The organism is Lysinibacillus sp. G1-3, from assembly GCF_056322905.1.
On sequence record NZ_JBWHYQ010000001.1, the window covers coordinates 408,398 to 423,305 of the forward strand.

The following is a 14,908-nucleotide window of genomic DNA, read 5'->3' on the forward strand; positions in this document are numbered from 1 at the left end:
CATGATATCAATTATGAAGGCCGAAAGATTAAAGTGGAAAAAGACTTTTATTATTAAATTAGTTTGGCTAGCACCCATTGTGGCGATAGTACTAACTGCATTTTTAATGGGAGGCAGTTTTTTTCAAAAGGGTGCTTATAATTGGTGGTATACAATGCTCTTACCAGGTGCTCTGACGATATGTTGTGCAGTAGTGGTGGAAAAAGATGCTAAATTAAAATACCATAGTATTCTCGCAATGCCGATTGATCTGAAGAAGATTTGGTTTGGCAAAATACTTGCATGTAGTGCCTGGTTGTTATTAATTTCACTTATTTTCTTTTCAGGAATTACTGTTGGTGGAATACTTTTTGGCAATAGCTTTTCTTTCATAAATAGTCTTACAGGTAGTTTGTTAATTTTCGTAACGTTTTTATGGCAAATTCCACTTTGTTTATTCCTTGCAGCAAGTTTAGGGACTTATACGGCTATTTTTATAAATTTAGTCGGCAATATTGCTGGTATGATTTCGTTTTCAAATGGGGATTTTTGGTATAGTGTTCCTTACGCAATTACAGCAAGACTAATATGTCCAATATTAGAGATTTTACCAAATGGTCTGCCAGTGCCTGAAGGTAGCCCGTTATTAAGCATGTCGGTTATAGTTCCAGGTATATTAATTGCTTTAACATGGTTTGCATTAATTAGCTTCTTTACTGCACGTTGGTTTCAGAAAAGGGAGGCGAAATAGTTCATGGTAATGTTAAGATTACTGAGAGCAGAGTTTCTTAAAACAAAAAGAACGCCATTTTTGTTCACACATCTAATTGTACCTATTATTATCTCAGGGATTTTTTTAGCATACTATACTTATTCACCGTGGGGTTTTAATGATAGGGTAACGGCTTATCTTCAAGCAGTAGCATGCGGGTTTCCAATTATTATTGGATTAGTTTGTGCAATGGCAGCGGAGCAAGAAGCAAATGCAGGACATTTTCAGGGGACGCTAACAGCTACTAAAACAAAAATAGTGTCCTATTTAAGCAAGTTGCTACTGTTATTGTTATTTAGTTTTGGAGCAATATTACTGTCTTTTGGTATTTTTAGTGTTGGCTTTATTGAACTTTTGCATGAAGATACTTTTGGTTATCGATTTTATTTTATAGCTGGATGTATTCTATTTGTAAGCTTTGCATTTTTATATATTTTACATTTTTTTGTTAGTCTTCATTTTAGTAAAGGTGCCTCAATCGGATTAGGTATTGTGGGATCACTAATAGTAGCCTTATTACTCACTGGATTAGGTGATGGCATTTGGTCATTTATACCTTATGGTTGGGGTGGTCACTTTGTTTCATTATGGACAATGAAAGCGTCAGGGGTTGACTTATCAATAGTGGAAGTAGGACTACAGGAAGGTATTATTGCTTCAGTATGCGGAACATTGTTCGCATTAGTCCTTTCTTGTTTTTGGTTTTGGAAATGGGAAGGAAGAAAATCTAATAATTAGGGTATGAAGAAATGATGAGGGTAGAAATATGGCAAAAATATTAGCAGTAGATGATGAAAAAGATATTTTAATATTGATAAAAAATGCATTACTAAAAGACGAGCATTTAGTAACGGCAGTTTCTAATGCGACTGAAGTAAGTAAAATGGATCTTGGTGCCTTCGATTTAATTTTATTGGATGTGATGATGCCCGAAATTAATGGATTTACTTTATGTGGCCAAATACGCCATGCTGTAGATTGTCCCATCCTTTTTTTAACGGCTAAATCATTGGAGGAAGATCTAATGTATGGTCTAGGTCTTGGAGCTGATGATTATATTATCAAGCCGTTTGGAATTGGGGAGCTACGTGCAAGAGTGAATGCGCATTTGAGACGAGAAAAAAGAGAAAGACGCAGTATCCTTTTTGTAGATAACATTCACTTCAATCTTTCTGGTAAAGAGCTGTTTGTAAATGAGGAGAAGGTAATACTGACAAAAAGCGAATATGAAATATGCGAATTTCTAGCTCGAAATCGAGGACAGGTATTTTCGAAGGAAAAGATTTATGAAACTATTTTTGGGTTTGATGGGAAGAGTGACAGTACTGCCATTACTGAGCATATTAAAAATATCCGTTCAAAGCTACATGACTTTAATATTGACGTCATAGATACTGTTTGGGGGATCGGATATAAATGGAGACAGTAAAGCCCGCTAAAGGAACACGTCTACATACTTTTTTTCTTCGATATCTCCTTTTTCTAAGTTTAGGCACCATTCTGTTAGTAGTACTGTTGATCGGTTTAACGATGTTTGCCCTTTCTACTAACATCGTATTACCAGCAAATTATGCAGAAACTCAAATTTCATCATCAAGAGATCGCATTGCGTCTAGTAGTACGGTTACAGCTGATATGATCCCAGACCTCGTTGATTACGCAGTCTTTTCTAAAGAAGGTAAACTTCTTGCAGGGAATCTATCAGAGAAGGATGCCTTAAAAGCTTGGGATGCAATGAAAAAAGAACAAACTCAAGGTATCGCTCAATTTTACTCGTTTATAGAGCGAGAAAATGAGATTTGTATATTACGGTATTATTTATTGCCGCAGTATCGTTCGGTTATTATGAGAAAATATTTACCCAATCCACAACTGTTAGATCTTTTATTATTTATTATAGGGGTAATATCGCTAGTAACTGGACTTGCTATCCATTTTGGAAAAAATCTTAAGAAAAAAATGTTTGGCTTGCAGGAAGCGATTGAAAAAATACAAAATCAAAATTTAGATTTTACGATAAACCCCTCTGGAATCCGTGAGGTAGATGAAATATCAAATTCTCTTGAGCAGATGAGGGAGGCTTTAAACAGTTCCTTAAAACAGCAATGGGAATCAGAACAGGCACGTAGAGAACAAATATCTGCTCTTGCTCATGATCTGAAAACACCACTTACGATTATTCGAGGGAATGCAGAGCTACTACAAGATACGGATCAAGATGATATTCAAAAAGAATATAATAATTATATTTTGAAAAATACAATAGAAATAGAAAAATTCACGAAAGAGCTGATTGATTTATCGAAAATGAAAAATAATATTTCCCGTGAAAAAACGAATGTTAAAACGGATGTATTTATGACAGAAGTAGAGCATCAAATGATAGCTCTTTCGTTGGAAAAAAAGCTTCAAGTAGTTGTCCAAAAGGAAATGCCTCCCACACTTATATGGATCGATGAAGAGCAGTTCTATCGAGCGATGATCAATGTTATTGCTAATGCGGTAGAGCACACACCTGAAAATGGTAAGGTAACATTTACTGTGCAAAGTGCTAATGATGTGATTCAATTTACCGTTACCGATAGCGGCTGTGGATTTTCTCCGAAGGATTTAAAAGAAGCTACCAAACAGTTTTACCGCGGAGACCCAAGCAGAAATGCAGGAAATCACCATGGGATGGGGCTATATATTGCCCAATCAATTGTTCAGAGTCATAGTGGAACACTGCAAATTGATAATGATTTAGCAGCAGGTGGAGGAAAAGTGACCATTACAATCCCAATCAATTTTACCTTGAAGTAATTGCTTTACTGTCACTTTGCTTTCGGAAAGTAAACCTCACGTTAAGGGATGAGTTTAATAAAATAGTTAGTTATCGCTATTGATAAAATAACATGTGAAAAGAATGATTTTGACAAATTTGTTAATATCATTCTTTTTGTTTTTGTTTGAAAGGTAAAGATGGGGAGCGCGTTCGGGCAATAATATTCTAAAAAGTGCTACAATAAAAGAAAAAAAGAAGAGGCGATGATGCACGTGGATAACGTCATTGATTTTATTGCAAAGAAAAGAGAGCGCGAAGAAAGGCAGCGCGCGCAGGATTTAGAAAAGTATGTTGCGACACAATGTAATTTCCAACAACCAGAAAATATTGATGCACTTGTTGAAGGAAAAATGATTGAAGTCAAAGATCATACTTTGTTTTTAGGTTTTCTCTCAATATTAAAAGATGAAAAAATTGATCCACTTGATATTTTTCAAGACGTATTTACTTTAGAACCTTCCCGCTTTGAAATGTCCTACAATATGAGATGGTGGTCAGTCGTGCAGCTTGCATTTACATTTTTAACAATTTTAAAGGAAAACGAGCCACATACATATGCAGATTTTCTTGGTTTATAAAATTAATCTAGAGTGTGTGCACGTCTTGCAAAGCTACATTAACGTGCGCATACAGAACTAGATTCCTTCTTATTCCCTCTAAAACTTTTACTTTCCCCTTAAAATAATTATTGTTCATAGATTTTCATAATTCCTTCATAATTTTTACTAAATATTTTACTGTCCTCCATACTTGCTTAATGTTTGTTTCTTAATATAACTGTTGTAAGGCAAATGAAAACAAACAAAAACAAATGGAGGTTCCAACTCATGACGATTCAAAAGATGTGGAAGAAAGGGCTAATTGGAGCATTAGCAATTTCAATGTTGGCTGCTTGTTCGGACGGTTCATCTAGTTCTAATGAAGTGAACAGTGATTTGACACTTGAAGAGGTTACGAAAAAAGCAAAAGATGAAGGCACTGTAAATTCTGTTGGTATGCCAGATACGTGGGCTAACTGGGTGGAGACTTGGGATGAGCTTGGTACTGAATATAGCCTTAAGCATAAGGATTCAGATATGTCGAGTGCTGAAGAGCTAGCAAAGTTTGAGGCAGAAAAGGATGATGCCACTGCTGATATTGGTGACGTCGGTATTGCCTTTGGACCCATTGCCAAGGACAAAGGTTTAACATTGCCGTACAAAACATCTTATTGGGATGAAATACCTGACTGGGCAAAGGATGATGAAGGACATTGGATCGTGGGTTACACTGGAACCATTTCATTTTTAACTGATAAAAACAACGTCAAAAATGCCCCGAAATCTTGGGAGGATATTAAAAATGGAGATTACACTGTCAGCATTGGTGATGCTTTAACAGCGAATCAAGCACAGTTTGCTATTTTAGCAGCTGCTATGGCATTTGGTGGCGATGAATCGAATATTCAACCAGGAATAGACTTTTTTGCAGACTTAGCAAAGCAGGGGCGTTTAAAAGGTGATCCATCTGTAGCGAATTTAGAAAAAGGAGAAATTGACGTAGCCATCTTATGGGATTTTAATGCACTCGGCTATCGACACCAAATTGATGAGAAACGTTTTGATGTCATCATTCCATCAGAAGGCTCTGTAACATCAGGCTATGCGACAATCATTAATAAATACGCTAAAAATCCTCATGCAGCAATGCTTGCTCGTGAATATATTTTATCTGATGCAGGGCAAGAAAACTTAGCGAAGGGTTATGCTCGTCCAATTCGTGACAAAGTTCAATTGTCTCAAGATGTTCAAAAACTATTATTACCTGCGGATATGTACAAAAATGCACAGCCAGTAAAAGACCAAAAGAAATGGGAAGAAACAACAAAGCAAATTCCACAACTTTATCAAGAGCAGGTATTAATTCATGGGAAATAAAAAAGTTGTTTTAATTGTCATAGATGCACTTCGCTTTGATACAGCCTGTACTCATATGGGATTTATGCACCATTTAGTTGAACGTAATATTGCAGCACGCTACAAGATTTGTTCAGAGGTCCCGTCTCTATCAAGACCTTTATATGAAACTATTTTAACGGGGACACCCCCCATTGTACATGGGGTAACGAGCAATATGACTGTACGTTTATCTACGCAAAATAGTCTATTTCATGTAGCGAAAGACAACGGTTTGTCTACAGCAGCAGCTGCCTATTATTGGGTAAGTGAACTATACAATCGTGCACCATTTGTGCATATAGAGGACAGGTTGCAATTAGATACGCAATTGCCGATTGAGAATGGCTTGTTCTACTTTGAGGATCACTATCCAGACAGTCATTTATTTGCTGATGCTGCATGGCTAATGGATCAAAAGCAACCAGATTTCTTATATATTCATCCGATGAATGTGGACGATGATGGTCATAAATTTACAGCTGACTCGGCACAATATCGAAATCGTGTTCTAGCAGTAGATGCATTATTATCTCTATTTATTCCAAAATGTCTTGCGCAGGGCTATGAAGTGATCGTGACGGCAGATCACGGGATGACGAGTGATGGTAATCATGGAGGCACAACAGCTGAAGATCGTCATGTCCCAATGTTTGTTATTTCGAATCACGTTAAAGCAGGCATTAAGGATGAGATTGTCTCGCAGCTACAAATTGCTCCGCTGTGTTGTCATTTATTGAATATTGAACCTTCTGATGAAATGGTTCCGCTGTTATTAGAGGGGATGCATTCTTTAAAAGGGGTTTAATTATTAATATTTAATCAGGTGTGTAATTGGAGTGGAGGGCTGGGCGACTCCTTGGGGATCAGTGTCATAGATGATACCCTGCAGCGGAGCGGCCCAGCTGGAACGGAAATCGACCCCATGTTATTATGAAGAATTCATTTTTATATGAATTAATTTGAAGATTTATCGGAACAATTTTAGAATTTATCGGAACAAAATCTCATTTTATCAGAACAATTTCAGTTTTTATCAACTATGGGCGATACCTTGGGGATTAGCGGCTCATCGGACGCCCCTGGTCGGAACGGAAATCGACCCCACATTATGATGATGAGCTTCTATGATTAATCTAAAATAGCCGCTATTAAATAAAGAAAGAAGTGATTGTGTTGATTTCGAAGCGGCAAACAGTTGCCTGGCTTTCTCCTTTTCTAGTACTTGTCTTGTTATTTTTCTTAGTACCGTTACTGTATATGCTAATCACAAGTTTTCAAAATAGTGATGGTTTTACACTCGCACAATATAAATCTGTATTAACGAATGATTACATTTTACAAGGCTTTAAAAATAGTATTACACTGTCAGCTATTTCGGCTGTCATTGCCTTAATCGTTACGTTATTTGCAGTTTATGCGATGATGGGATTTTCTGAGCCAGTGCGCGAGAAAATTTTAATACTGACAAATTTAACATCAAATTTTTCAGGTATTCCGTTAGCGTTTGCGTTTATCGTATTACTTGGCAATAGCGGGCTTTTCACATTGCTATTTGATAAATGGGGGATCTGCGTATTATCGTCATTTTCTCTTTATAGCTGGGGTGGTTTGCTACTTATTTATATTTACTTCCAGTTGCCATTAGCATTAATGCTTTTATACCCAATTTATGATGGAATTCAGCAACAATGGAAGGAAGCAGCCGCACTACTTGGCGCTTCTACTTGGCAGTTTTGGATGAAGATTGGGATCCCTGTTATGCTTCCAGGGATTGTTGGAACATTTAGCGTATTGTTTGCCAATGCAATGGGAGCTTATGCCTCTGCCTATGCACTAACTAGCAGTAATTACAATTTAGTGGCCATTCGTATTGGCTCTCTAATTAAGGGAGATATTTTTGCACAGCCAGAACTGGCAAGTGCTATTGCAGTATTGCTAGCAGTTACGATGGTGACAGCGATGTTATTAAGCGAATGGAGCATCTCAAAAACTAGGAGGAAGTTATAGTGAAAAAAAGAGGCTTTGCTGATTTATTTTTCCTCCTGTTAATGGCGTATTTAGTGTTGCCGGTTGTTGCAACAATGTTTTATGCATTTGCGACGAAATGGAATAAGACCATTTTGCCAGAAGGTTTAACATTTAAATGGCTTGCTACATTATTTCAGGATGCAGAATTTTTACAGGCGTTTGGACGTTCTGTTTTATTGTCGAGTGGAGCTGTAATGATTGCATTGCTCGTGATCGTACCGGCTATTTTTGTAATCGTGTTGTATTTTCCAAAATACGAAAAATGGATTCAGATGGCTGTTGTGATGGTGTATTCATTTCCAGGAATTATTTTAGCAGTTGGGCTTATTCGTGTTTACAGCAAATTTGGTGTGCCAATGATTCTAGTAGTTTTAGGGGCATACGTTATCGGTATCCTACCGTACATTTATCAGGGGACACGCAATAGTTTGCGGAATGTAGATGCACGACAGCTTTTAGATGCAGCACAATTACTGGGGGCATCGAAATTGCAGGCATTTACTAAAATATTGTTGCCTACAGTATACCCAGGTTTATTTGCAGGTGCCTTATTATCGTTTTCCGTACTTTTTGGAGAATTTGTAGTGATTAATCTAGTTGTCGGTTCTCGCTTTGAAACGGTGCAAATTTATTTAATGAAGAAGCTTAGTACAAGTGGACATATTGCTAGTGCGGTTGTCTTTATTTATATCGTTCTTATGGGCTTATTAACGTTCGCTATTGCAACATTAACGAAACGATCGAAAGGTGCTACAAATCTATGAGTTATATTGTGATTGAAGGACTTCATAAAAAATATGGATTAACGACTGTTTTATCAAATATAAATATGAAGATTTATAAAGGTGAATTTATTACTCTTTTAGGTCCAAGTGGCTGTGGTAAGAGTACCATTTTACGAATTTTAGCGGGCTTAACAGATGCATCAGCAGGAAAAATTATCATTGAAGGTAAGGATATGATTGGTGTTCAACCAAAGGATCGTCAAGTGGGTATGGTGTTTCAATCATATGCACTATTCCCAAATATGACGGTGAAAGAAAATGTAGCCTTTGGTTTACGTATGCAAAAAGTAACTATTGCAGAAGTTGATCAACGTGTTCAAGAAATGCTTGAGATTGTGCATTTAAGTGAAAAAGCAAATGCATATCCGAAAGAATTATCTGGTGGTCAACAGCAGCGTGTAGCCCTTGCCCGAGCTTTAATTGTACGTCCAAAGGTATTGCTGTTAGATGAGCCGCTCAGTGCGCTAGATGCCCAAATTCGTCAGAAGCTTCAAGCAGACTTACGAGCTATCCAGCAAAAACTTGGCATAACGATGATTTTAGTTACGCATGACCAAGAGGAAGCAATGGCTGTATCTGACAGAATATTTGTGATGAATAATGGAATGATTGCACAAAGCGGAACACCTACTGCCATTTATACAAGCCCCGAAAGTGAGTTTATCGCTAATTTTATCGGACATTACAATGTCTTTACACGTCAAGCGCTTGAGACAATGATTGGTGAGACGTTGCCTAAAGAATACTCAAAATTTGCAATTCGACCGGAAGCGATACATCTCGAACTAAGACAGGGGGATGTTTGTATAAGTGGAGAGGCGAAGCAATCATTAATGAGTGGCAATGTTATTCGGACAACATTCGAGGGAGAATATCCCTTTACGATGGAGCAGCTACACCAACGAGGGCAGTCATTTGAACTGGGGAAGAAATATGTGTGTTATGTGGCGAGAGAAGATGTGATTGCATTATCATGACATATGCAAAAATAGAACGTTTTGAATTCATTTTAAAACAGTTAGAGATTGACGGTAAAATTATTGTTGCCACTATTGCCGAAGAATTACAAGTGGCACCAGAAACGATTCGTCGAGATTTTGATGAGCTAGCTCAACAGCATTTATTAACAAGAGTACACGGAGGAGCAGTGAAGTATACGAATGTTAGAAATGAACCAGCATTTTTACGTAAGCTTCAAATGCAAAAAGAGGCAAAGCGTAATATAGCTAGATTAGCAGCTAGACGTATCTGTGACGGGGATACAATTGTAGTTGATACAGGTACAACAACGGTGCATATTGCAGATTTTTTATTAGCAGTCAATGATATAACGGTCGTAACCAATTCTATCGCTGCAGCTGTACAATTTAATGTGGCGATAGAGGAGCGGCGCATGACGGGAAAGGTCATATTACTTGGAGGAACGACCAATCCAAGGCAATCCTCAGTAACAGGAGCAATGACATTAGAATTACTAGGAAATATGAATTTTGATAAAGCATTTATATCGTGTGGTGGTATAAGTGAAGGTATCGTATACGATTATGATTTGGATGAATCGTTAATTTCTAGAAAAATGCTTAATCATAGTAAGACGAACTTTTTACTAGCGGATGCAACAAAAGTAAATGGGAAGTCCTTTTATCAAATATGTCACATAGAAGAGTGCTCAGAAATTCTTTGTGATATAGCTTGTCCGTTGGAATGGCAAGCGTATGAGGAAAAGTGGACAGTATGCAATGGAGGAAAAAGCGAATGATTGATTATCATGTACATTTAGAGGAAGGCCCATATTCATTTCGTTGGCTGGAGCGTACTTCTCAGGCAATTAGATTTTTTAATGAAGAAGGAGGAGCGGCAAAAGGTTCTAAAGCATTTATAGAGTTGCAAATGAAGCAGTTATCAGAGCGATTACAAAGTGGCTGTTATAGTGATGAATGGTTAGATTTATATTTACAACAGGCAAAGCAGCTCGGTTTGCGAGAGGTTGGCATTGTCGATCATCTCTATCGTTTCAAGGAGACGCGAGCATATTTTGAGCGTTATATGCAGTTAGATGACAATGAAGTTGGTAGAGCTCAGCGTTACTGGCTTGATAGTGTGATGACAGAAAGCATGGATGATTTTGTGTTAGCTATTAATCGAGCAAAGGAAAAGTGGAGTCTGCACGGTATTTCCTTAAAGCTAGGCATCGAGGCGGATTATTTTGTCGGCGGCGAGGGGGAATTAGCAACATTACTGAAAGGATATCCGTGGGATTACGTTATCGGATCCGTCCATTTTGTAGATGGTTGGGGATTTGATAACCCTCAAACGCAATACATATTTGAGGACATGGATGCTACTACATTACAGCAGAACTATGAGCGTTTCTTTGCTACAGTCGAAAAAATGATTCACTCAAGTATGTTTGATTTTGTAGCACACTTGGATAACTTTAAAGTATTTAATTATCAAGTGGAGGACGCTATTTTTCTCGATTCTTGGTATGAACGTATAGCCAAAGCGCTCGTTACAACAAATACTGCCACTGAATTGAATGCGGGCCTGTATTATCGTTATCCAGTAAAAGAGATATGCCCTGGCCCTCGCTTCCTTCAAATATTAATGGAACAGGGAGTAGCCTTTACAGTTTCCTCAGATGCGCATTTCCCGGACGATTTAGGTAAATTTACATTTGCCAATGCAGATTTGCTTAAGAGCTTAGGTGTTCAATCGATTGTCGGCTTTGAACAGCGTGTGAAAAAATTAATTGACATATAGCATTCAGTAGTTCATAAGCATAGAGGCACTGAAACAAAAATGAGTTTTCTTATTTAATAGGAGCTTCATTTTTGTTTCAGTGTTTTTCGACTACTTTAAGAAAATTACAGACTTGTAGTATTAAGTACAGGACAAGCCGCATATAAAAGTGAATAAATTCATTTTTATCATGAGAGGCGAGTAAAATTGTCAAAAACAGTTGATCAACCCTTTTTACCAGTTATTATACAATCAGGTCAATATGCATATGGGGTAGCCCGTTCCTTTTATGAGGCGTATCGTATGAAAAGTCTTGTATTAGAGCCAGCTATGAAAACAAAAGATATTCGAACGCTCTTACTAGGTGGGGCGCTAGGAATAGCGACTCAAAATAGTGATATTCTGGATTTTCAATATGTGGACCGTTTAGATGAACCAGATTATTTTGTACAAGCTTTAATAGAAGTGGCGATGCAGTTCAAACATAAAAAATTAATCCTTCTTGTATGTGATTGTACTTATGCGGAGCTGATCATTATTAATAAACAGACACTACAACATTATTTTATTTTGCCTTATATAGATGAGGATGTAATGAAGCGGGTTCAAACAAAGGAAGAATTTTATAAGCAATGTGATTTATACAATTTAAAATATCCCAAAACGATTGTATTGACAAAGGCACATCGTGTAACAAGTGAAATACCCTTCGATTATCCGATAATCATCAAGCCTTCGAATTTCGTTGAATATACGCGTTGTTCCTTCCCTGAGAAGAAAAAAGTATTTCTTGTAAAAAATGAAGAAGAGAAGCGGCATATTATTAAAAGCATTTATCGCTCTTCCTATAAAGATTCTTTAATTCTTCAAGAGTTTATTCCAGGTGATGATTCTTATATTCGGGTATTAGACGTTTACGTAGGGAAGGACAAGAAGGTTAAACTGATGTGTTTAGGGAACAAGCTCCTTGAAGATCCATCACCACAAAATATTGGAATCTCCTTGGCGATTATGACAGATTTCGATAAACAGCTTATGGACAACTTGCGCTATTTTTTGGAGGGCATTGGCTATAGTGGTTTTGCGAATTTTGATATGAAACTAGATGTTCGTGACGGAGAATTTAAAATATTTGAAATGAACTTACGATCCGGTGCCTCAAGCTATTACGTGACAGCAAGTGGTCATAACTTAATGCAGTGTGTAGCTAATGATTATGTATTCAATGTGCATCAAGAGCTAACGTATGTACAGACGAGGCATTTGTGGTCACTCGTTCCAAAAAGATTGTTATTTAAAGGCTTGAAAAATGTAAAACTGAAAATAGAAGCTAAGCAATTAATAAAACAGGACAAGTATTCGAATGCTCTATATTTTAGAGAGGATATGAATGTAAAGCGTTGGGTAAAGCTTAAACTATATAATTTTTATTTAAATCTAAAATATAAAAAGTACTACAAATAAGCTCAAGATAAGGACCGAACATTTAATGTAGATTCCTATTATTGTGGAGTTCTAAAAGAAGCAAAGCGGTGTTGGGAAAACTCAGCAAACTACGTGTAATTAAGTCTAAACCGCGACATTTAGTACACAAGCCTTGTAGGATGTTGCAATTATTCAGTATAATAGTAAAACGGGATTTCAAATGTATGGAATTCGTTTGAAAGGAGTTACCTGATTGCAATGAATGAAGAACAACGCTTAGCTAATCAACAAGTCAATCAACCAAAAAAAGAAGACAAGCCTGAAAAGGATTATAGTAAATATTTTGAAACGGTCTTTACAGCACCTTCATTAAAAGATGCTAAAAAACGTGGGAAAGAAGATGTTAAGTACCATAAAGACTTTAACATTGCAGAAGAGTTTGCAGGTATGGGGACAGGGCGTACTTTCTATATTCGTACGTATGGCTGCCAAATGAATGAGCATGATACGGAAGTTATGGCTGGGATTTTTATGCAGCTAGGATATACGCCTACAGATATAATTGACGAAGCTGACGTCGTATTATTGAATACGTGTGCCATCCGTGAAAATGCAGAAAATAAAGTATTTGGAGAACTTGGCTTTCTGTTAAAATATAAACGTAAAAATCCAGAAATGTTGATCGGGGTTTGTGGCTGTATGTCACAGGAAGAATCCGTCGTCAATAAAATTTTAAGAAGTTATCCGCATGTCGATATGGTGTTTGGTACACATAATATTCACCGTTTACCGAACATTTTAAAAGAAGCATATATGTCTAAGGAAATGGTCATTGAGGTTTGGTCTAAAGAAGGCGATGTAATTGAAAATCTGCCGAAAAAACGTCTTGGCTCCATTAAAGCTTGGGTAAATATTATGTACGGCTGTGATAAATTCTGTACGTATTGTATTGTACCTTATACGCGTGGTAAGGAACGTAGTCGCCGTCCAGAAGAAATCATTGCTGAAGTTCGTGAACTAGCGGCTGCAGGTTATAAAGAAATTATGCTTTTAGGACAAAATGTCAACGCTTACGGTAAGGATTTTGAGGATATTGAATATCGACTTGGTGATTTGATGGATGAATTACGAAAAATCGATATCCCGCGCATTCGATTTACAACGAGTCATCCACGTGACTTCGATGATCATTTAATCGAAGTACTTGCAAAACGTGGTAACTTAGTTGAGCATATTCACTTACCAGTACAATCTGGTTCAAATGATGTGCTAAAAATTATGGCGCGTAAATATACACGTGAGCATTTCCTTGGATTAGTAGCGAAAATTAAAGCGGCTATTCCGGAAGTAACACTAACGACTGATATTATCGTAGGTTATCCTAACGAAACTGAAGAACAATTTGAGGAGACATTATCCTTGTACCGTGAAGTAGGTTTTGAAATGGCCTTTACTTATATTTATTCTCCTCGTGAGGGTACACCTGCTGCCAAAATGGTGGATAATGTACCTGAAGAAGTGAAAAAAGAACGTCTTCACCGATTAAATGCGGTTGTAGGGGAATACTCTCGCAAAGCATTAGAGAGCTTGAAGGGTGAAATAGTAGAAGTATTAGTCGAAGGAACGAGTAAAAAACGTGATGATGTGTTAGCTGGCTACACGCGTAAAAACCGTCTTGTAAACTTTAAAGCCCCAGCAGATCTAATTGGTCAATTAGTGAAAGTAAAAATAGTTGAAGCTACTTCATATTCACTAAGTGGTGAATTTGTAGAAGTAGTAAAAAATGAAAAGGTGGAAGCGTAAATGACACAAGTATTATATACAAAAGAAGATTTAATCAAGAAGTCACATGAAATTGCGCATATGATTGCCAATACGCCAGAAGTTGAATTTTTCAAAAAGGCAGAAGCACAAATTAATGAAAACCAACAAGTACGTGAGCGTATTGCAAGTTTAAAAAGCCTACAAAAGCAAGCTGTTAATTTCCAACACTTAGGAAAAGAAAAAGCGCTTAAATTAATTGAAGATAAAATCGAAAAAATTGAAGAAGAAATCAACGCCATCCCAGTAGTTCAACAATTTAAAGAATCTCAAGGGGATGTAAATGATTTATTACAACTAGTGTCAAACACAATTGCGAACAATGTTACAAATGAGATTGTTCGATCAACGGGTGGGGATTTACTTCGTGGTGAAACTGGCTCATACGTAGCAAATACAACACCAGGCAGCTGCTCATAAAAATAATAGAAGAAATAGCTCGGATGAATGCTTTCATTCGAGCTTTACTATGTGCGCCCGGCATGCATATGAACTATAGGGTGTAAGTCCCGAACCCCGAAGACAGAAGTAGAGGTTAGCCAAGAGCAAGGGTGTCCGTGGCGACGCGGAATCTGAAGGAAGCTGGAGGCAAAAC

Annotated in this window: 15 protein-coding genes; all 15 read left to right on the plus strand. The window is 37.2% G+C overall.

The annotated features are described in order from the left end of the window. The first annotated feature begins 1 nt into the window (after position 1). The 15 genes from ACVYAD_RS01940 to ACVYAD_RS02010 all read left to right on the plus strand — a co-directional run bounded on the left by ACVYAD_RS01940 (position 2) and on the right by ACVYAD_RS02010 (position 14,733). Positions 2-730 (plus strand): lantibiotic immunity ABC transporter MutE/EpiE family permease subunit, encoded by a 729-nt coding sequence (locus ACVYAD_RS01940; RefSeq protein ID WP_476424222.1) that lies wholly within the window; start codon positions 2-4, stop codon positions 728-730. A 3-nt stretch (positions 731-733) separates the two neighbouring features. After that, positions 734-1,489, plus strand: coding sequence for a lantibiotic immunity ABC transporter MutG family permease subunit (locus ACVYAD_RS01945; RefSeq protein ID WP_476424223.1), 756 nt, complete (start codon positions 734-736; stop codon positions 1,487-1,489). A 28-nt stretch (positions 1,490-1,517) separates the two neighbouring features. Then, positions 1,518-2,180: a response regulator transcription factor gene (locus ACVYAD_RS01950; RefSeq protein WP_476424225.1), complete on the plus strand. Its 663-nt coding sequence runs from the start codon at positions 1,518-1,520 to the stop codon at positions 2,178-2,180. After that, positions 2,168-3,553 carry a sensor histidine kinase gene (locus ACVYAD_RS01955; protein WP_476424227.1) on the plus strand — a complete coding sequence of 462 codons (1,386 nt, stop codon included), beginning with the start codon at positions 2,168-2,170 and terminating at the stop codon, positions 3,551-3,553. Before ACVYAD_RS01950 ends, ACVYAD_RS01955 begins: the two co-directional genes overlap by 13 nt. A gap of 228 nt (positions 3,554-3,781) precedes the next feature. Next, positions 3,782-4,153 carry a 2-oxoglutarate ferredoxin oxidoreductase subunit beta gene (locus ACVYAD_RS01960; protein ID WP_386826751.1) on the plus strand — a complete coding sequence of 124 codons (372 nt, stop codon included), beginning with the start codon at positions 3,782-3,784 and terminating at the stop codon, positions 4,151-4,153. 249 nt (positions 4,154-4,402) lie between these two features. Then, positions 4,403-5,491: an ABC transporter substrate-binding protein gene (locus tag ACVYAD_RS01965; protein ID WP_476424229.1), complete on the plus strand. Its 1,089-nt coding sequence runs from the start codon at positions 4,403-4,405 to the stop codon at positions 5,489-5,491. After that, entirely contained in the window at positions 5,481-6,317 is an 837-nt protein-coding gene (locus tag ACVYAD_RS01970; protein ID WP_476424230.1) for an alkaline phosphatase family protein, read from the plus strand. Before ACVYAD_RS01965 ends, ACVYAD_RS01970 begins: the two co-directional genes overlap by 11 nt. A 359-nt stretch (positions 6,318-6,676) precedes the next feature. Continuing rightward, positions 6,677-7,519 carry an ABC transporter permease gene (locus ACVYAD_RS01975; protein WP_476424232.1) on the plus strand — a complete coding sequence of 281 codons (843 nt, stop codon included), beginning with the start codon at positions 6,677-6,679 and terminating at the stop codon, positions 7,517-7,519. Next, entirely contained in the window at positions 7,519-8,304 is a 786-nt protein-coding gene (locus ACVYAD_RS01980; protein WP_476424233.1) for an ABC transporter permease, read from the plus strand. The genes ACVYAD_RS01975 and ACVYAD_RS01980 overlap by 1 nt, the downstream gene beginning before the upstream one ends. After that, positions 8,301-9,302 carry an ABC transporter ATP-binding protein gene (locus ACVYAD_RS01985; RefSeq protein WP_476424235.1) on the plus strand — a complete coding sequence of 334 codons (1,002 nt, stop codon included), beginning with the start codon at positions 8,301-8,303 and terminating at the stop codon, positions 9,300-9,302. The genes ACVYAD_RS01980 and ACVYAD_RS01985 overlap by 4 nt, the downstream gene beginning before the upstream one ends. Continuing rightward, on the plus strand, positions 9,299-10,084 hold the full coding sequence (locus ACVYAD_RS01990) for a DeoR/GlpR family DNA-binding transcription regulator (RefSeq protein ID WP_476424236.1): 786 nt from the start codon (positions 9,299-9,301) through the stop codon (positions 10,082-10,084). Before ACVYAD_RS01985 ends, ACVYAD_RS01990 begins: the two co-directional genes overlap by 4 nt. Continuing rightward, positions 10,081-11,088: a histidinol phosphate phosphatase domain-containing protein gene (locus ACVYAD_RS01995; RefSeq protein ID WP_476424238.1), complete on the plus strand. Its 1,008-nt coding sequence runs from the start codon at positions 10,081-10,083 to the stop codon at positions 11,086-11,088. The genes ACVYAD_RS01990 and ACVYAD_RS01995 overlap by 4 nt, the downstream gene beginning before the upstream one ends. 186 nt (positions 11,089-11,274) lie before the next feature. After that, positions 11,275-12,531, plus strand: a complete 1,257-nt coding sequence (locus ACVYAD_RS02000; protein WP_476424240.1) for a carboxylate--amine ligase — start codon at positions 11,275-11,277, stop codon at positions 12,529-12,531. Positions 12,532-12,750: 219 nt separating this feature from the next. After that, positions 12,751-14,295: a tRNA (N6-isopentenyl adenosine(37)-C2)-methylthiotransferase MiaB gene (gene miaB / locus ACVYAD_RS02005; protein WP_349659691.1), complete on the plus strand. Its 1,545-nt coding sequence runs from the start codon at positions 12,751-12,753 to the stop codon at positions 14,293-14,295. After that, on the plus strand, positions 14,296-14,733 hold the full coding sequence (locus ACVYAD_RS02010) for a YlbF/YmcA family competence regulator (protein ID WP_349659690.1): 438 nt from the start codon (positions 14,296-14,298) through the stop codon (positions 14,731-14,733). It abuts the gene before it with no gap. Positions 14,734-14,908: the final 175 nt, after the last annotated feature.